We start from the raw sequence: 17,452 nt of genomic DNA, 5'->3' as shown, positions 1-17,452 counted from the left end.
CGTCACGACGGATCTGGTCAGGATACAGTTTCGATATGCAGGATCCGGTCCTTGACGCGTTGGACCGCGCTGTGGTGAACGCCCTCCAGATCCATCCGCGCGGCTCGTGGACGCAGATCGCGAGCGTGCTCGGCAGCGACCCCGTCACGGTGGCGCGCAGGTGGGAGCGGCTGCATTCGGCAGGGTTGGTGTGGGTGACGGCGTATCCAGCCGGAGTCCAGCTGATGCCCGCCGCGCTGGTCGAGATCGAGTCGGACGGGCGCTCGCTCGCGCACGTCGAGCAGCTGATGAGCGACGAGGAGTACCTGACCATCGAGGTGGTCTCCGGGTCGCGCGACCTGCTCGTCCACGTCAACGCGGCCGACGATGCCGCGCTCACCGACTACATCCTCGTGCGGATCGCGGCGCTGCCGTCGCTGCGCGGCATCCGCACGCACCTGATCTCGACCGTCTACAAGGAGGCCGCCCAATGGCGGCTCAACGTGCTCGGCGAGCAGCAGTCCGCGCGGCTCGCCACGATGGCGCCACCCAAGCGGTGGCCCGTCGAGCGCGCCCCGCTCGCGCCCGTCGAGATCGCCGTCGCCGAGGCGCTGCGCGAGGACGGCCGGATGAAGTCGACGGACATCGCCGAGCGGGCGGGCATCCCGGTGCGGCGAGCCCGGGACATCGTCACCAACCTGCTCGCCACCGGCTGGGTGGTGCTCCGCACGGACATGGGGCGGGTCGTCGCGGGGCACCCGGTCGGCTGCTGGTACTTCCTGCGAGTGCCCGCGCCGGGCCTGGAACGGACCGCGGCGCAGATCGTGGCGATGCCGGAGACGCGAGCCGTGCTGGGCACGACCGGCCCGCACAACCTCATGGTCTCGGTGTGGCAGCCGCAGCTCACCGACGTCGCGCGGTTGGAGGCGGCCTTCGAGGCGATCCCGGGGGTGCGGGTGATGGACCGGTGCGTGTCGTTGCGCGCGATCAAGCGGGCGGGCGTCCGCCTCGACGTCTCCGGGTTCAGGACGACACCTGTGCCGCAGCGGTAGCGCCCCTTGTGCAGACGGGCGGGGTGTAGGCGGGCGGCCCTCGGGTACCCGCAGGCGTGCCGACAACCAGCCCGACCGACGAACTGCGACGGCTGAGCCGCGACGCCGGCGCGTGTACCGCGTGCGAGCTGCACGTGGACGCCACGCAGACCGTCTTCGGCGAGGGGCCGGCCGGCGCCTGGCTGATGCTCGTCGGGGAGCAGCCCGGCGACCGTGAGGACAGGGAGGGCGCCCCTTTCGTCGGGCCTGCGGGGCGGCTGCTCGACAAGGCGCTCGACGAGGCCGGAATCCACCGCGACGAGGTCTACGTGACCAACGCCGTCAAGCACTTCCGCTTCGAGACCAGTGGGAACCGCAGGTTGCACAAGACACCAGCCGCGGGTCACGTGCGGGCCTGCCGGCCGTGGCTCGACGGCGAGCTCGCGGCGGTGCGGCCCGCCGTTGTCGGCACGCTCGGCGCGACGGCGGCGAAGGCGCTGCTCGGCTCCTCGTTCCGGATCACGGCCGAACGCGGCCGCCCACGGGACTGGGAGGGGCACCGGCTGGTCGCGACCGCGCACCCGTCGGCGGTGCTGCGCATGCCGTCGGACCGGCGCGGCGAGGCGTTCGACGCGCTCGTGGCCGACCTCGCCGTCATGGCAGGCGAACATCCAGGACGAAGGAAGAGGTGACCGGATGGGCGAGGACCAGTTCACCCAGCAGGATCCGACGAAGCAGCACGAGCGGCCGGGCAGCGGCAGCCGCACCGTCGAGCATCCGGGCCGGACGGCCGACATGGACGTCGTCCCCGACCACGGTGAGCAGACCTACCGCGGATCCGGGCGGCTGGAGGGCCGCAAGACGGTGGTCACCGGCGGCGACTCCGGCATCGGGCGGGCGGTGGCCATCGCGTTCGCGCGCGAGGGCGCCGATGTGCTGATCACCCACCTCGATGCCGAGGCGCAGGACGCCGCGGAGACCGCGAAGTGGGTCACCGAGGCCGGCCGCACCGCCGTGACGGTGCCGGCCGACCTGACCGACGAGCAGACGTGCCGTGACGTCGTCGCCCGTGCGGTCGAGGAGTTCGGACACATCGACGTGCTGGTCAGCAACGCCGCGTACCAGATGTCGCAGCCCGGCGGGATCGTCGACATCACCGCTGAGCAGTTCGACAGGGTGATGAAGACGAACGTGTACGCGCTGTTCTGGCTGGTCAAGGCCGCAGTGGAGCACATGCCGGCCGGCGCGTCGGTGATCACGACGTCGTCGGTGCAAGCGTTCCAGCCCTCGCCGCACCTGCTGGACTACGCGACCTCGAAGGCTGCGATCGTCAACTTCACGAAGGCGCTGGGGCACGACCTGCTCCCGCGCGGCATCCGGGCCAACTCCGTCGCGCCGGGCCCGGTCTGGACGCCCCTCATCCCCGCGACCATGGCCGAGGACAAGCTCGAGTCGTTCGGTGAACAGGCGCCGATGGGGCGGGCGGCACAGCCCGCGGAGCTGGCGCCGTTCTTCGTCTTCCTCGCCTCGCAGGAGTCGAGCTACATGACGTCCGAGGTGCTGGGCGTGACGGGCGGGTCCCCGATCACCTGACGATCGGACATGCGGTGAGATGAACCGCAGTGCCTTCCGGTCCTGTCCGGAGGGCGCTGCGGTTCACCTGCGCTGCGGTTCACCAGCCGTGGTTCTTCATCGAGCTCTCCTTCCTTCGGACCCTTGCCGAAGCATTCGTCTTGACACCTGGATTGGTTACATGCGCACTAATGCATGGCCTTTGCTTCTCTGTGCCCCACCCTCCGTCATCGGAGCGTGCGGTCGATGGACGACGGTGACCCTGATCGGTCGTTTCGGTTAGGCTACGTGTGCGGAGAGCGACGACCAGAGAGTGGTGATGGCGACTGCGGGGGGAGCTTCCGAGGTTGCCGATCGCCATGTCCGCCTGTGGCACATGCGCGAATGGCCGCTCTGGAGGCTCCCGCCGCGGCTGATCGCACCGATGTTGCTGATGGAGGCGACCGCGCTCACGCTCGTGGTGGTCGGCGTACTCGGCGGCGTTCCGACCCACGCACAGCTCGTCAAAGGCGCCATCGTCGTGGTGGCCGGACTGCTCCATGCCGAAGCCGCGCTCCGCATCGAGCGGGTCCGGCGCAGGATCAGCGAGGGCAACCACGTCGACCTCTCATCCGTTTGGACGTTCGCAGGCTCCCTGCTGCTTCCCTCGGCCTACGCCGCGATCGGCGCCGGCGTCATCTGGACCCACCTGTGGATGCGGACGTGGCGTCACCGTCGGCCCGTGTTCCGCGAGATCTTCACCACCGCCACGGTGGCACTCGCCTCGTACACCGCCGCGACGGTCATGCAACACATGACGGGCGGGCCGCTCGGCACATCGACGGGCTCATCCACGCTGCCCGCGATCCTCGCCGCGCTGCTGCTCTACACGACCGTCAACAGCTGCCTCATCGCCGGCGCCATCGCGATGAGCTCCACATCGAAACCCGATCTCGCGACGGTGTTCGCGCCGTGGGACGAGAACCTGCTGGAGATCGCGACACTCGCTCTGGGTGCCCTGACCGCCGCGGCGCTGGTCATAAACCCATGGCTGATCGGGCTGCTGATCCCGCCGATGTTCGTACTGCACCTCAGTGCGCTCGTGCGCCAGTTGAGGGTTGCAGCGACCCTCGACTCCAAGACGGGGCTGCTCAACGCCGCGGCGTGGCATACCCGAGCCGCGGCCGCCGTCGGGCGCAACGGAAACACCTCCGGAGTGCTCGTGATCGACCTCGACCACTTCAAGGCGGTCAACGACACGTTCGGCCACCCGGCAGGCGACGCCGTGCTGAGCGCGGTCGCCGACCAGCTGCGGGCGGAGACGCGGGAGCAGGACGTCGTCGGGCGGTTCGGCGGCGAGGAGTTCGTCGTGCTGCTCGGTGGCGTGACCGGCGGCGTGCGTGAGCTGGGCAGCATCGCTGAGCGGATCCGCCGCCGGATCGCCGCGATGGAGCTAGAACTGCAGATGAACGGGGGCACGAAGCAGTTCGCGGGGCTCACGGCCTCGATCGGGGGCGCGTTGCAGACGGGAGACTGCGCCGAGCTCGCCGACCTCCTGCGGCTCGCCGACACCGCCCTCTACGCCGCCAAGAACGCCGGCCGCAACACCGTCCGGCTGGGGTCGATCGGGCCGCGCGGGACGACGGCGCCCGGCATCGAGCCACCGCAGTCCGGAATGCCGCTGCCGCCAATGCGGGCGTTCAAGCCGTCGCCGGAGGCGTAGGAGACGTACCTCAGCCTCACCTGCTCGCCAGGGGAGGGCAGGAAAGTGGCTGTCAGGTGAATCGCCGCAGCCACCGCGGTGGACCGCCACCCCGGATCCAGGCACTGGCTGACCGAGAGTGTGCTCAGGGCTGTCGCGGCAGCCCTGAGCACACTCAACTCACGACCACGCCCACTCGGCGACAGCCGGGATGTGCGCGAACGGCACTTTCAGGCCAACCTATCGTTCGAAAGTGCCGTTCGCGCAGCTCACCCGGGGGTCGGGGAGGGCAGGAAAGCCACTTTCCTGCCCTGTGAGGACCGGAAAGTGGCTTTCCTGCCCTCGTGTGCGCAACGCACACACCCTGGCCGGCCACCACAGCCCGCCCCTGGCCGCGGGTCGCTCGTGCACAGGTTCACCTCCCAGTGCACAGGTTCGAACGTGTGCACGGCGGCACCAACCTGTGCACGAGCGCCCTGCGCGCCCTGTTCGTGCACCCACCCCGGTCTGCGGTCGCGCACCCGGGCACCCGGGCACCCGGGCACGGATTCTCATCCCTCGTGGCGACCCGGAGGGCCATGACGGACTTTCCTGCCCTCGTGTGCGGAACGCACGCGTCCCCGGGTCGGTCCCGAGAAGTTTCCGCGCGCTCGTGTCGATCCGGGCGGTCGCCGATTGTCGTACTGCCATGGATGCTCAGACGATCGATGTGGACCGGTCCCGGACGTCGAGCCGGACCTGGGTGCTGGTGCTGGCCTCGGTGGCGTCGTTCATGTGCGCGCTCGACACGCTTGTAGTCGCGTCGGCGCTCACCACGATCCAGCGCGACCTCGGGGCGACCGTCGAGGAGCTGAACTGGACGGTCAACGCCTTCAACCTCGCGCTCGCGGTGCTGATGATGCCGGCGGCGGCGATCGGCGACCGGTTCGGGCGGCGCAAGGTGTTCGGGATCGGCCTGGCGCTGTTCTCCGTCGCGTCCGCCGTGTGCGCGATCGCGCCGCACGTCGAGGTACTGGTGGTGGCGCGGGCCGTGCAGGGTGCCGGGGCGGCCGTCGTGACGTCGCTGGGGCTCACGCTCGTCGGGGCGGCGTACCCGGCCGAGCGGCGCGGCACGGCGATCGGGATCCTGCAAGGGATCAGCGGGCTCGCCGTGCTGGCCGGGCCCGGTCTCGGCGGGGCGGTCACGACTGGGGTCGGCTGGGAGTGGATCTTCTGGTTGAACGTCCCGATCGGGCTCGCCGTGATCCCGTTGGTGTTCGTGAAGGTCAGGGAGAGCCGGGGTGACGACACCGCGCTCGATCTGCGTGGTGTCGTCCTGATCGCCGCCGCCGCGCTCGCGCTGGTGTGGACGCTCTCGCGGGGCAACGACATCGGGTGGTCCAGCGCGGAGGTCGTCCTCGGGTTCGCCGCGGCCGTGCTGCTCACCGCCGGCTTCGTCAGGGTGCAGCGCCGGGTGCGGGAGCCGTTGCTGCCCGCCCGCCTCTTCCGTGCATCCGGCTTCATCGCCGGCAACATCGCCACCATCGGGCTGTTCGCCGGGATCTTCGGAGGGGTCTTCTTCTTCGCGCAGTTCCTGCAGGTCGGGCTCGGGTTCACGGCGTTGCAGGCCGGCCTCGGGCTGATGCCGTGGACCTCACCGCTCTTCGTGATCGGGCCGCTCTGCGGGATGCTGGCCGACCGCATCGGCAACCGTCCGCTGCTCGTCGCCGGTGTCACCCTCAAAGCGCTCGGATTCGGGTGGATCGCGCTCATCGCCGCGCCCGGCATGTCGTACGGCGAGCTGGTGGTGCCGCTGTTCGTCGCCGGTGTCGGCGGGTCGATGGCGCTGCCCGCCGCGGCGAACGCCGTCGTCGGTGCCGTGGCGCACGCGGACGTCGGCAAGGCCGCCGGATCCAACAGCATGCTGCGCGAGCTCGGCGGCGTGCTGGGGCTGGCGGTGATGGTCGCGGTGTTCTCCGGCGCGGGCGACGTCACGTCGCCGGGGTCGTTCGTCGCGGGGTTCGCACCGGCGCTGGGCTTTTGCACAGCACTAGTCGCCTGCGGCGCGATCGCTGCCGCCTTCGTACCCCGCCACGGCGGCCCGGCGGCGGCCCACTAACGAAGTTCCCCACCGTTTTGCCAACCTGCACACCCGAGAAGGCGTGCAGGTTGGCAAAACGGTGGGGAAGTCTTACGACTGGAAGGCGCCGATGTCGATCTTGCCGCCGGTACGGGGGGCGCCGGTGATGTCGAACGCCGGCGCGCTGTCGGCGTTGCCGGCACCGGCGCCCGGCGACCCGGCGCTGAGCCGCAGGTCGTCGGTCGAGGGGCTGACGAAGGACACGTCGCCGGAGATCACGTTCTGGCCGATCCCGGCGGTCTGGAAGACGTTGGTGTCGGCGGCGAACGCGCTCGCGTCGCCGGAGACGTCCTTGCCGTTGCGGGCGAAGATGTTGTTGCGCAGCACGTTCGTGCCGTCGAAGGACGGCGAGGCGATGTCGAGCCCGCCGCCGGCGTTGTCGAGGATCGTGTTGTTGATGATGTGGATGTCGGCGAAGGTGCCCTCCGACTCGATCCAGAACCCGATCCCGCCGCCCGCGTTCGACTGGATGACGTTGTTGTAGACGGACACGGCGTACGCGGTGCGGTCCTCCGAGATGTCCTCGATCGAGATCGAGATGCCGGCCTTGGCGGGCCCGTTCGCGCCGGTCACCGTGTTGTTGAAGACCTCGATGGTGTTGGCGGAGTCGATGTAGATGTTGGGCCCGCGGTTGCCGCTGACCGTGTTGTCGTGGATCTTGCCGTTGGTCGCGTCGTACTTCGCGTCGATGCCCTCTTCGCCGTTGTTGCTGACGTCGTTGAAGCCGGCGTCGAAGCCCTTGACGTTGTTGAAGGTGAGGCCTTCGTGCGCGCCGGCGAGCCCGCCGCGCGCGTTGTTGGCGGTGATCGTGAGGTGCTGCGCGGAGACGTCGCTGCCCCGGTCGAACACGACCCCGCCGTCCTGCGAGCCGGAGACGTCGCAGTCCTGCAGCACGATGTTGCTCGACCGCTCCACGTGGATCCCGTGCCGCTCCGAGCCCCGGACGTCGAAGCCGATGATCCTGATCCAGGACCGGTCCTCGATGTTGATCACACCTTTGGTCTCGAGCTCGCCCTGCACCACCACGTTGGCGTTGGGAGCGGCCTGCACCGTGATGTACGCGTTCTCGTCGCCGTCGTTGTTCATGTCGAACGGCGCGTACTCGCCCGCGGCGACCACGACGGTGTCGCCGGGGCCCGCCGCGTCGACCGCCTCCTGGATCGTCGGGTAGTCGCCGCCGCTCGTCGCGACGTTGATGACCCGGCCGGACGTCTCCACTACCGCGGTGACCGGTCGCTGACCGTGCTGCGTCTCCGGAACGGGCGCGGCCGTTCCTCCGGGGGTCCCGGTAATGGGTGCTGCCCGGAGAACGACCACGAGCACGATCACGAGAACGACCAGCAGCGCGCCACCCGCGCCCAGGGCGATGACCGCTCGCCGGTTGTTCAGCAGGCTCGGCCGGTTTGCGTTCATGGGTGCGGGACCCTCCTGGTGCAACTTCTCGCGACGATGTGGTCGCGAGAATATCGAAAGCCTCGATGGCGGTTTACCGGTCCCGCAGTGAAGTTGCGGTACGGGAGGTGGTAGGCCTCATCGACGGTAGCCCATCGCCTGACCTCACGTTACGCACTCGTTGTGCGCGCAGCGTAACGGGAAAGTTGCCCACCGGAACCGACCCTGATGAGTGGACCAGGCAACGTCGCCGGCAACGTGCGAATTTACCGTTAATTTGCGAATAGGCACTCGGTCACATACGCCGATTGGCGCAGTGCGAGCGCAACGATGGTGAGTGTCGGATTGGCGGCGGCTCCCGTGGGGAACACCGAGCCGTCGGATATGAACAGGTTCGGGATGTCGTGCGCGCGGCCGAACTCATTGACGACTCCGGCGTCCGGTTCGGCGCTCATCCGCGCGGTGCCCAGGTTGTGCCCGGACGGCATGGCGGGCGACCTCCGCATGGTCGTCGCGCCCACGGCGCGGAAGACGGCCTCGGCACGCGTGTACGCGTGCTCGCGCATGGCGATGTCGTTGGGGTGGTCGTCGTAGTGGACCTCGGGAGCGGGCAGCCCGAGCCGGTCGGTGAGCGTCGTGCTCAGCGTGACCCGGTTGCGGCTCTGGGGCATGTCCTCCCCGCAGATCCAGACGGATGCCGTGTGCGTGTACCGCTCGATGAACTCCGTGTATGCCCGACCCCACCCGCCGGGCTGGACGAACGTCACGAACGACGGGAGGCCCTGCGAGATCATCTCCAGGTAGTAGCCGCCTGCGAAGCCGCGGGCCGGGTCGTGCCGCGACTCGTCGCTGACCACGCCGGCCATGTTCTCGCCGCGGTAGTGGTGCACGGGCTCGGGGAACTGCGCGTGCACGACGCCGGTGGTGTGGCGCATGTAGTTGCGGCCGAGCTGTCCCGACGAGTTCGCCAGGCCATTGGGGTGGCGCGCCTCGGCGGACAGCAGCAACAGCCGAGGCGTCTCGATGGCGTTGCCGGCAACCACGACGGCCCGCGCACGCTGGCGGTGCAGCGTCCCCTGCGCGTCGGCGTAGACGACGGCGTCGGCGCGGCCGTCCGCACCGAGCATGATCTGCACGGCCTGGCTGTTCGCCCGCACCTCGACGTTGCCCGTGGCCACTGCGCGGGGGATCTCGCGGACCAGGGGGCTCCACTTGGAGCCGTGCTTGTCGCCCTGGGAGTTGAAGCCGTCCTGCACGGTCGCGGGACGCCCGTCGTACGGCTCGGCGTTGCCCGCGTACGGGCCCGTCGCCACGTGCCGGTAGCCGACGCGTCGCGCCCCTTCCGCGAGCACCTTGTAGTTGTTGTTGGCCGGCAGCGGCGGCTTGCCGTGGCGGTGCGTGACGCCGATGGCCCGCTCCGCCTCGGTGTAGAACACGTCGAGCTCGGTGAGGCCGACGGGCCAGTCGGCGAGCGTCGTGCCGGGGACGTCGCCGTAGGTGGTGCGCGTGGCGAACTCGTGGGCCTTGAAGCGCGGGCACACACCCGTCCACAGGACGGCCGTGCCGCCGACGCACCGGCCGTTCCAGGCGGGGAGCGTCGGGAAGTCGTCGGCCAGCGTCCAGCTGCCGGTGGCCAGGCGCGGGTCGAGCCAGCTGAGCTGCTCGAACGCGGCGTGGTCGTCGTTCACGAACTCGTCGTTGGTGATCCACGGCCCCGCTTCGAGCACAACCACCCGGACGCCGCGACCGCCGAGCTCGTGGGCGAGCGTCGCGCCGCCGGGGCCGGAGCCCACCACTACGACAACGGAGTCGTCGTCGTCATCGAACGTCCTCATGAGACGGTCACGTCATGGGTCGCGTCCAGCGGGTAGGGGAGCGGGCCGATCTCGACGAGCGGTTCGTCCGGCTCGTCGATCCGGGGTTCCGGGAGCCAGCGCAGGTCGTCGAAGCCGCGGTGGAGGTAGCCGCCCTCGGCGTACGAGGCGCCGGGATAGCCGATGTGCGCGCGCGTCTCGGGATCGTCGTAGAGGTGCCACGCGACCAGCGGGAGCAGGGTGCGGAAGAACTCCGTGCGCTCGATCCGGCGCAGGCGTGCTTCGAAGGCGGGCTGCCCGATCCCGCAGTTGTCGAGGATCCAAGGGGAGAGATCGTCGATGCCCGTGCGCAGCGTCTCGGCGAGGTCAGGCGCTGCCGCCGCCTGTTCGGTGATCTTCTCGATGACGCGGCGGTACGGTGCCTCGGCGAGCCCGGGATGCGGATAGAGCCCTTTCGCCACCACGACGAGGAGCGCGCTCTGCCGCTCGGAGAAGACGGTCTCGCTGCCCACGGCATCCTCCGCTCGAACGTGCAACCGCAGCGCTGCCGTCGCAGCGTAGGAACGGCCGAGATCATGTGTCAAGCATTATCGATAACGTACGATGTGCGAACCATGTCCAGCCGACTGCCTCGCATCACGCTCGCCGATCAGGTGCGCGACCACATCGTGATGGAGATCGCCCAGGGGCGGCTGGCCCCTGGTGCCCCGGTGCGTGAGCTGGAGATCGCCGAGCGGCTCGGCACGAGCCAGACCCCGGTGCGGGAGGCGTTCCGCAAGCTCGCCGCCGTCGGGTTGCTGGAGACGCGCATCCACGTCGGCACGCGCGTCCGCGACCTGACCGAGAAGGACCTCACCGACGCCGTGCCGGTGCGCGCGGCGCTGGAGGGCATCGCCGGACGGCTCATCGCCGAGGGCGGGCTCACCGCCGACGACGAGCTGCTCGACCAGATGGAGCAGATGGAGAGCGTCGCGCGGGGCGGCAACCGGATCGCCCTCGCCACCGCGTGCACGGCCTTCCACCGTCGGATCATCACGCTGGCCGGGAACGACTCGCTGAGCAGGGCGTGGGAGTCGCTCGGCATCGAGGTGATGACGTTGATGGCGCTCGCGCACACCGAGATCGACGCCGTGCAGGCGGCACTGAGCCACCTGCCCGTCTACGCCGCGCTGACCTCCGGCGACCCGGTGCTGGCGGAGCGAGAGCTCTCCGCCCACCAGTTCGCCTTCGTGCCGTCGAGCGAGGGGCCGCCCGTCGCGGACGTCGCGGGGTAGGGCGATGCGTGCGTTCCGCACGTGTTGCCTGGAAAGCCACTTTCCCGGCCTGTGGCGCTGGGAAAGTGGCTTTCCAGGCATATCCCGGGTGTTCCGTTTGCGGGGTCAGGGGCGTCCTCCCGTTGCCGTTCGGCGGACGACCTGGAGGAGGTACTCCTCGCGGTCGAGAGGGTTGTGGTCGGTGCGGGGGCGGTCCGGCACCGGGCCGGTGACGGGGACGTACCGCTCGAACGCACTCTCCAGCACCCCTTCCCCGCGGGTCAGGGACGGGAGCTGCAGCTGCAGGACGTGCACCATGGCCGCCGGCACCTCGCCCTCGACGACGCAGGCCGAGCCGCGCCACGTGGTCTCGCGCGGCACCGCACGCATGCGGGCCAGCACGGGCGTGACCGGTCCGAGCAGGTCCGCGGGCAGCTCGAGCGTGAAACGGTTCATCGGCTCGTGCACGACCGTGCCGGCCTCGGCGAGCGCGGCCATCAGCACCAGCGGGGTGAGGTTGCGGAAGTCGCCCGCCGTGCTCGACATGCTCTTGTCGAACGTGCCGTGCGAGTGGCTCTGCCTGGCGTAGTAGCCCGAGTGCGTCATCGTGACCACGCAGTCGGTCACCCGCCAACCGTGCAGGCCCTGCTGCAGCGTCTCGGCGACGGTCTCGCGCACCGCGGTGAAGAACGCCATGGGCATCGACCCCAGCTCGACGCCCAGCCGGAACTCCACACCCGAGTCGAGCGGGCCCGGCTCGACCCGCAGCCCGACGCTGGCGAGGAACGGGTTGGGCGCCTTCGAGATGATCTCGACGGCGGCGCCGGGGCCGGCGGGGCGCTCGACGCAGATCGTGGTTGTCTCGCGGAATGTGACGTCGATGCCGTACTCGGTCGCGAGCGTCTCCTGGACGACCTCCTTCTGCACTTCCCCGTAGAGCGAGACGGACACCTCGCCGCGCACGTCGTCCTGCCGCAGGTCGATGAGCGGGTCCTGCTCCGTCAGCTGGCTCAGCGCGGCGTGCAGCGCGCCGAGCGCGCCGTTGCGAACCGGCAGCACGACGGTCTCCAGCGTCGGCGGCGCGAAGTGGTGCGCGGGCGCGTCGGGTGCCGGAGAGCCGATCGTGTCGCCGATCCGGACGCCGGTGAGGCCCCACAGCTTGCCGATCCGCCCGGCCGGAAGGGTGGACGCCGGCACGGCAGCGCCGCGGTCGAACAGGCTGATCGCGGTGACCTTGCCCGCCGCCGGTTCCGCGACGGCGGGCTGGTGCAGCGGGACGCGGTCGCGCACCTGAACCGTCCCGGACGCCATTCGGACGTACGCGATCTTGTCGCCGGCCGGGCCGCGCTCGACCTTGAACACGACACCCGACACCGGGCCGTCCGGGTCGGCATCGGCGCGCGGCAGGAGCTCCGTGATGCCGTCGACCAGCGCGTCGACGCCCGTCCCGGTGATGGCCGAACCGAAGAAGACCGGGTGCACGCGCGTCTCGCGCACCTGCGCGACAAGCCGTTTCCGCAGCTCGAAAGGCCCGAGAGGGCGGCCGTCGACGTAGGCCGCGAGCACTTCGTCGTCGTGCTGGGCGAGCACGTCCGTCAGCGCGTCGACGAGGTCGTGCGCCGGCTCGGCGACCGCGTCGCGCGTGCCGGCCCCGGTCACCGAGCCCATGGCGACGACAGACGGGGTGAGCCGCCCCTTGATCGAACCGAACACGGCGGCCGGGTCGGCCAGCGAGCGGTCGACCTTGTTGACGAAGATCAGCGTCGGGATGCGGAGGCGCTGCAGCGTGCGCATGAGCACCCGCGTCTGCGCCTGCACACCCTCGACGGCCGAGACGACGAGCACCGCGCCGTCGAGCACGTTCAGCACGCGCTCGACCTCGGCGATGAAGTCCGGGTGACCGGGGGTGTCGATCAGGTTGACGGTGGCGCCGCCGACCTCGAACGAGACGACGGCCGACTTGATCGTGATCCCGCGCCGGCGCTCGAGCGCCAGCGAGTCGGTCTGCGTGCTGCCGCCGTCGACGCTGCCGATCTCGTCGATGACCCCGGCGGTGTGCAGCAGCCGCTCGGTCAGGCTGGTCTTACCGGCGTCGACATGCGCGAGGATGCCCAGGTTGAGGGTGGTCACGGAACGTCATGTCCTTCGGGTTGGTGGTCAGTCCCTTCTGGTTGGACATGAACGTTGCTCGCATGACGATCCCCCGTCGGTCGGCTGGTGACGGCAGTGCACCAGCCGGGCGACCGGGCGGCAAACGGATTTACGGGGTGACGTTCGGGCCGGCGGGAGTCGCGCTGCGAAGGCGTTGGGTGCGTTCCGCACGCGAGGGCAGCAAAGCCACTTTCCGGCCCTCACAGGGCAGGAAAGTGGCTTTCCTGCCCTCCCCAGCGCGCTACCCGGCGGCCCGGAGCGCCGTCCGCAGCCACAGCCGCCGGACGTCGCGCCCGAACGACCAGCACAGCGCCGCGAGCGCGGCCCCGACCAGCACGGCCGTCCAGGGCGGCGTGAGCAGCTGCGACGCCGCGACGACCAGCACGATCCCCTGCAGCGCGGCCACCGTCTTCGCCGCGTAGTTGGGCGGCAGCGAGCCGCGCAGCCAGGGGAACACCCAGCTCGCCGCGACGAACAGGTAGCGCATCAGGCCGATCGCGAGCACCCACGGCCCGAGGCTCAGCGCGACGTGCACGCTCAGCACCAGCACCAGGAACGCGTCGACCTCCATGTCGAACCGGGCGCCCAGCGACGAAACCGTGCCGCTGCGGCGGGCCACCTTGCCGTCGACGGCGTCGAGCGCGAGCGCCACGGACGCGACCGCGACGAGCACGAGCACCGGGGTCGTCCCGGTGACCATGCCCTCGACGACCAGCGCCGTCACCGCGCCCACCAAGAGCGCCCTCGCGAGCGTCACGACGTCGGCCGGGCCGAGCGCCTGCCGGCGGGCCGCGCGCATCGCCTTGCCGAGCAGCGCCAGCAGCGCGGCGGCGTACGCGGCGCCTGCGAGCAGGCCGACAGCGCCGGTCCCGGCGCCTGCCGCGAGCCCTGCGAGCATGACCAGCTGGGCGAGCGCGGCGGTCGCCAGTTCCACCCCAGCGGTGGGTGCCGGTCGGGCTATGGTGATCATCGAAGCTCCGTGTCCACGTCCATCAGCACGTATCCCGTGCCGCGTGGGTTCACACGTGAGGAGGAGACGTGGACCGCACCGCGCGCTCGTTCTGGCTCCGCGCACCGGGTGAAGGTGAGATCCGGACCGCTCCGCTGCCCCCGCCGGGTCCGGACGACGTGCTGGTCAGGACGCTGTTCTCCGGGGTGAGCCGGGGGACGGAGACGCTCGTGTTCCGCGGGGGCGTTCCCGAGAGCCAGCGCTCCGCGATGCGGGCGCCGTTCCAGGAGGGCGAGTTCCCGGCGCCCGTCAAGTACGGGTACCTGAACGTGGGCGTCGTCGAACAGGGGCCCGGCGAGCTCGCCGGACGCACCGTGTTCTGCCTCTACCCGCACCAGACCGAGTATGTGGTCCCGGCGTCCGCCGTGACGCCGTTGCCGGCCGACGTCACTCCCGCGCGCGCTGTGCTTGCGGGCACAGTGGAGACGGCCGTGAACGCTTTGTGGGACGCCGCGCCGCTGGTCGGCGACCGCATCGCCGTGGTCGGCGGCGGCATGGTGGGCTGCAGCGTCGCCGCCGTGGCCGCGGGCATCCCAGGCGCGCGGGTCCAGCTGGTCGACCCGGACCCGAGCCGGGCGGCCGTGGCCGCTGCGCTCGGCGTCACCCACGTGACACCGGAAGCGGCCGACGGCGACTGCGACCTCGTCGTGCACGCGAGCGCCACTGAAGCGGGGCTCGCGCGGTCGCTGGAACTGGTCGGCGTCGAGGGCGAGATCCTCGAGCTGAGCTGGTACGGCGACCGGCGGGTCAGCATCCCGCTCGGTGAGGCCTTCCACTCCCGGCGGCTGGTGATCCGCAGCAGCCAGGTCGGGATGGTCTCGCCCGCGCGCCGCGCCCGTCGCTCCTACTCCGATCGGATGGCGGTCGCGCTGCGCCTGCTCGCCGACGACCGGTTCGACGCCCTGGTCACGGGCGAGTGCGCCTTCGACGACCTCCCTGTGCTCCTGCACACACTCGCAACGGGTGAACCGACCGCGCTGTGCGTCCGTGTCACGTACGAAGAAGGACCGTGATCGCCCGGCAATCCCAGCGGAGGCCCGACTTGTTCACCATCACCGTCCGCGACCACGTGATGGTCGCGCACAGCTTCCGCGGCGAGGTCTTCGGACCTGCGCAGAAGCTGCACGGAGCGACGTTCGTGGTGGACGCGAGCTTCCGCAGGGCCGAGCTCGACGCCGACAACATCGTCGTCGACATCGGGCTGGCGACCACGCAGCTCGGGGAGGTTCTCGCGGACCTCAACTACCGCAACCTCGACGACGAGCCCGCGTTCGCCGGCATCAACACCTCCACGGAGTTCCTCGCGAAGGTGATCGCCGACCAGCTGGCCGACCGGGTGCACGCCGGCGCGCTCGGCGAAGGCGCCCACGGGCTCGCCGGCATCACCGTGACGCTGCACGAGTCGCACGTCGCCTGGGCCGCGTACGAGCGTGAGCTGTGACCCTGCCGACGACGCCGCCGGTGCACGTCGTCGTCCCCGGTGACATCGACGACCCGGAGCTGCCCAGCGGCGGCAACGTCTACGACCGCCGGATCTGCCTCGGGCTGCCCGCAGCGGGACGTCCGGTGCGCCGGATCCCCGTCGACGGCGCGTGGCCGCGGCCCGACACCGCGGCGCGCACCGAGCTGGGCGACCGGCTCGCGGCGCTCCCCGACGGCGCGGTCGTGCTCCTCGACGGGCTGGTCGCCTGCGGGGTCCCCGACGTCATCACCCCGCACGCCGAGCGGCTGCGGCTGGTCGTGCTGGTGCACCTGCCGCTCGCCGACGAGCGTGGGCTCGCGCCGGCGCTCGCCGCCGAGCTCGCGGCGGCCGAGAAGGCGACGCTGACCTCGGCCGCTGCGATCGTGACGACCAGCCCGTGGGCGGCCCGCCGCCTGGCCGAGGTGCACGACATCCCCGCCGACCGCGTGCACGTCGTGACCCCCGGCGCCGATCCCGCGCCACTCGCGAGCGCGGCGGGCTCGACGCGGCTGCTGTGCGTCGGGTCGGTCACCCCGACGAAGGGCCAGGACCTGCTCGTCGAGGCGCTCGCGGCGGTGGCCGACCTCGAATGGAGCTGCCTGCTCGTCGGGCCGCTGCGGCGCGACCCGGCGCACGTCGAGACCGTGCAGCGGCTCATCGACGCGCACGGCCTGGGCGAGCGCGTGCTGCTTGCGGGCCCGCTGGTCGGCGAGCGGCTCGCGAGCACGTTCGCCGCTGCCGACCTGCTGGTCGTCCCGTCGCGCGCGGAGTCGTACGGGATGGTGGTGATCGAGGCGCTCGCGCGCGGCCTCCCGGTGCTCGCCGCCGACGTCGACGGCGTGCCGGACGCGCTCGGCCACACCCCTGACGGCCAGGTGCCCGGAATCGTCGTGCGGCCCTCCGACGTCACCGCGCTCGCCGAGGGCCTGCGCCGCTGGCTCACCCAGCGCGACCTGCGCCGCTCCCTGCGCAACGCCGCCCGCGCGCGGCGCGCCACCGTCACCGGCTGGGAGGTGACCTCCCGATGCCTGGCCAGAGTCCTGACCCCGTGACGCCGGAGTGGGCGGCCCGCCACAGCGTCCCCGGCTCCCCGATCTGCGCGCCCGAGTGGCTCGCGCTGCGTGAGCCCGCCGACGCCGCGGCGCGCGCGACGCAGCTGGTCGACGTCCTGCGCGAGCACCTCGGCGGTGGCCCGCTCACCGTCCGCGACCTCGGTTGCGGGACCGGCTCGATGGGGCGCTGGCTCGCCCCGCAGCTCGACGGTCCGCAGGAGTGGGTGCTGCACGACCGCGACACCGACCTGCTGGCGCTCGCTGCGGCGAACATGCCGGCCGTCGGGGCGGACGGGCGGCCGGTCGGCGCGACCACGCACGCCGGTGACCTCGGCGGCCTCTCCACGACCGACCTCGCCGGGACGTCGCTGGTGACGGCGTCGGCGCTGCTGGACATCCTCACCGGCGAGGAGGTCGACGCGCTCGCGTCGATCTGCGCCGAGACCGGGACGCCCGCGCTGCTGACGCTGTCGGTCGCCGGCCGGGTCGCGTTCGCGCCGGGTGACGCGCTCGACGCCGAGTTCGCTTCGGCGTTCGACGAGCACCAGCGCCGGACCGTCGACGGGCGACGCCTGCTCGGCCCGGACGCGCCGGAGTTCGCGGCGACGGCGTTCCGCTCGCGCGGTATGCGGCTGCACGCCGCGTCGAGCCCCTGGACGCTCGGGCGGGCCAACCCGGCGCTGCTGGAGGAGTGGCTGCGTGGATGGATCGACGCCGCCTGCGAGCAGCGGCCGGTGCTCGCCCCCTATGCGGGCGCGTACCTGCAGCGCAAGCTCGCCACCCACGCGGAAGGTGGGCTGCGGGCGACCGTCGGGCACACCGATCTGCTCGCACTGCCGGGAGCCCTGCGATGAAGGGCGCTGCGATGAAGGGCGCTGCGATGAAGGGCGCTGCGATGAAGGGCGCTGCGATGAAGGGCGCTGCGATGAAGGGCGCT

15 protein-coding genes are annotated in these 17,452 nt (G+C 71.2%); 10 read left to right on the top strand and 5 right to left on the bottom strand.

Features of this window, described 5'->3' with window-relative positions:
- Window positions 1-35: 35 nt before the first annotated feature.
- The 5 genes from LL648_RS23520 (at window position 36) to LL648_RS23500 (ending at window position 6,361) form a co-directional block, all read left to right on the top strand.
- Window positions 36-1,031, top strand: coding sequence for an Lrp/AsnC family transcriptional regulator (locus LL648_RS23520; protein ID WP_232664857.1), 996 nt, complete (start codon window positions 36-38; stop codon window positions 1,029-1,031).
- A gap of 56 nt (window positions 1,032-1,087) precedes the next feature.
- Entirely contained in the window at window positions 1,088-1,702 is a 615-nt protein-coding gene (locus tag LL648_RS23515; protein WP_374112095.1) for a UdgX family uracil-DNA binding protein, read from the top strand.
- A 4-nt stretch (window positions 1,703-1,706) separates the two neighbouring features.
- Window positions 1,707-2,603 (top strand): SDR family oxidoreductase, encoded by an 897-nt coding sequence (locus tag LL648_RS23510; RefSeq protein WP_232664856.1) that lies wholly within the window; start codon window positions 1,707-1,709, stop codon window positions 2,601-2,603.
- Window positions 2,604-2,958: 355 nt separating this feature from the next.
- Window positions 2,959-4,284 (top strand): sensor domain-containing diguanylate cyclase, encoded by a 1,326-nt coding sequence (locus LL648_RS23505; protein WP_232664855.1) that lies wholly within the window; start codon window positions 2,959-2,961, stop codon window positions 4,282-4,284.
- 667 nt (window positions 4,285-4,951) lie between these two features.
- Entirely contained in the window at window positions 4,952-6,361 is a 1,410-nt protein-coding gene (locus LL648_RS23500) for a DHA2 family efflux MFS transporter permease subunit (protein WP_232664854.1), read from the top strand.
- 72 nt (window positions 6,362-6,433) lie between these two features.
- Here the strand turns inward: LL648_RS23500 and LL648_RS23495 are convergent, their stop codons facing one another.
- The 3 genes from LL648_RS23495 to LL648_RS23485 form a co-directional block, all read right to left on the bottom strand.
- On the bottom strand, window positions 6,434-7,795 hold the full coding sequence (locus LL648_RS23495) for a right-handed parallel beta-helix repeat-containing protein (protein ID WP_232664853.1): 1,362 nt from the start codon (window positions 7,793-7,795) through the stop codon (window positions 6,434-6,436).
- Between the two features lie 251 nt (window positions 7,796-8,046).
- Window positions 8,047-9,609, bottom strand: a complete 1,563-nt coding sequence (locus tag LL648_RS23490; RefSeq protein WP_232664852.1) for a GMC family oxidoreductase — start codon at window positions 9,607-9,609, stop codon at window positions 8,047-8,049.
- Window positions 9,606-10,100, bottom strand: a complete 495-nt coding sequence (locus LL648_RS23485; protein ID WP_232664851.1) for a hypothetical protein — start codon at window positions 10,098-10,100, stop codon at window positions 9,606-9,608. The genes LL648_RS23490 and LL648_RS23485 overlap by 4 nt, the downstream gene beginning before the upstream one ends.
- Window positions 10,101-10,202: 102 nt before the next feature.
- Here LL648_RS23485 and LL648_RS23480 point away from each other — a divergent pair, with 102 nt between their 5' ends.
- A complete protein-coding gene (locus LL648_RS23480; RefSeq protein WP_232664850.1) occupies window positions 10,203-10,862 on the top strand; it encodes a GntR family transcriptional regulator in 660 nt (219 codons plus the stop codon).
- A gap of 105 nt (window positions 10,863-10,967) precedes the next feature.
- Here the strand turns inward: LL648_RS23480 and LL648_RS23475 are convergent, their stop codons facing one another.
- Entirely contained in the window at window positions 10,968-12,971 is a 2,004-nt protein-coding gene (locus LL648_RS23475) for an elongation factor G (protein ID WP_232664849.1), read from the bottom strand.
- 262 nt (window positions 12,972-13,233) lie between these two features.
- Window positions 13,234-13,962, bottom strand: coding sequence for a CDP-alcohol phosphatidyltransferase family protein (locus LL648_RS23470; protein ID WP_232664848.1), 729 nt, complete (start codon window positions 13,960-13,962; stop codon window positions 13,234-13,236).
- Window positions 13,963-14,030: 68 nt separating this feature from the next.
- Between LL648_RS23470 and LL648_RS23465 the strand changes: the two genes are divergently transcribed.
- The 4 genes from LL648_RS23465 to LL648_RS23450 are packed head-to-tail and all read left to right on the top strand — an operon-like array spanning window position 14,031 to window position 17,369.
- Window positions 14,031-15,014 carry a zinc-dependent alcohol dehydrogenase gene (locus LL648_RS23465; protein WP_232664847.1) on the top strand — a complete coding sequence of 328 codons (984 nt, stop codon included), beginning with the start codon at window positions 14,031-14,033 and terminating at the stop codon, window positions 15,012-15,014.
- 29 nt (window positions 15,015-15,043) lie between these two features.
- Window positions 15,044-15,442, top strand: coding sequence for a 6-pyruvoyl trahydropterin synthase family protein (locus LL648_RS23460; protein ID WP_232664846.1), 399 nt, complete (start codon window positions 15,044-15,046; stop codon window positions 15,440-15,442).
- Window positions 15,439-16,515: a glycosyltransferase family 4 protein gene (locus LL648_RS23455; RefSeq protein WP_374112094.1), complete on the top strand. Its 1,077-nt coding sequence runs from the start codon at window positions 15,439-15,441 to the stop codon at window positions 16,513-16,515. Before LL648_RS23460 ends, LL648_RS23455 begins: the two co-directional genes overlap by 4 nt.
- Window positions 16,488-17,369, top strand: a complete 882-nt coding sequence (locus LL648_RS23450) for an SAM-dependent methyltransferase (protein ID WP_232664845.1) — start codon at window positions 16,488-16,490, stop codon at window positions 17,367-17,369. The genes LL648_RS23455 and LL648_RS23450 overlap by 28 nt, the downstream gene beginning before the upstream one ends.
- Window positions 17,370-17,452: the final 83 nt, after the last annotated feature.

This window comes from Pseudonocardia sp. TRM90224 (genome assembly GCF_021245725.1).
Taxonomy (GTDB): Bacteria; Actinomycetota; Actinomycetes; order Mycobacteriales; family Pseudonocardiaceae; genus Pseudonocardia.
This window is presented reverse-complemented; position numbering and strand designations above follow the sequence as displayed.

What these genes read in the sequence shown, in the direction of transcription:
- LL648_RS23520 (WP_232664857.1), top strand. Translation starts at nt 36, where the DNA reads ATGCAGGATCCGGTCCTTGACGCGTTGGACCGCGCTGTGGTGAACGCC.
- LL648_RS23510 (WP_232664856.1), top strand. Translation starts at nt 1,707, where the DNA reads ATGGGCGAGGACCAGTTCACCCAGCAGGATCCGACGAAGCAGCACGAG.
- LL648_RS23505 (WP_232664855.1), top strand. Translation starts at nt 2,959, where the DNA reads ATGCGCGAATGGCCGCTCTGGAGGCTCCCGCCGCGGCTGATCGCACCG.
- LL648_RS23500 (WP_232664854.1), top strand. Translation starts at nt 4,952, where the DNA reads ATGGATGCTCAGACGATCGATGTGGACCGGTCCCGGACGTCGAGCCGG.
- LL648_RS23495 (WP_232664853.1), bottom strand. Translation starts at nt 7,795, where the DNA reads ATGAACGCAAACCGGCCGAGCCTGCTGAACAACCGGCGAGCGGTCATC.
- LL648_RS23490 (WP_232664852.1), bottom strand. Translation starts at nt 9,609, where the DNA reads ATGAGGACGTTCGATGACGACGACGACTCCGTTGTCGTAGTGGTGGGC.
- LL648_RS23480 (WP_232664850.1), top strand. Translation starts at nt 10,203, where the DNA reads ATGTCCAGCCGACTGCCTCGCATCACGCTCGCCGATCAGGTGCGCGAC.
- LL648_RS23470 (WP_232664848.1), bottom strand. Translation starts at nt 13,962, where the DNA reads ATGATCACCATAGCCCGACCGGCACCCACCGCTGGGGTGGAACTGGCG.
- LL648_RS23450 (WP_232664845.1), top strand. Translation starts at nt 16,488, where the DNA reads ATGCCTGGCCAGAGTCCTGACCCCGTGACGCCGGAGTGGGCGGCCCGC.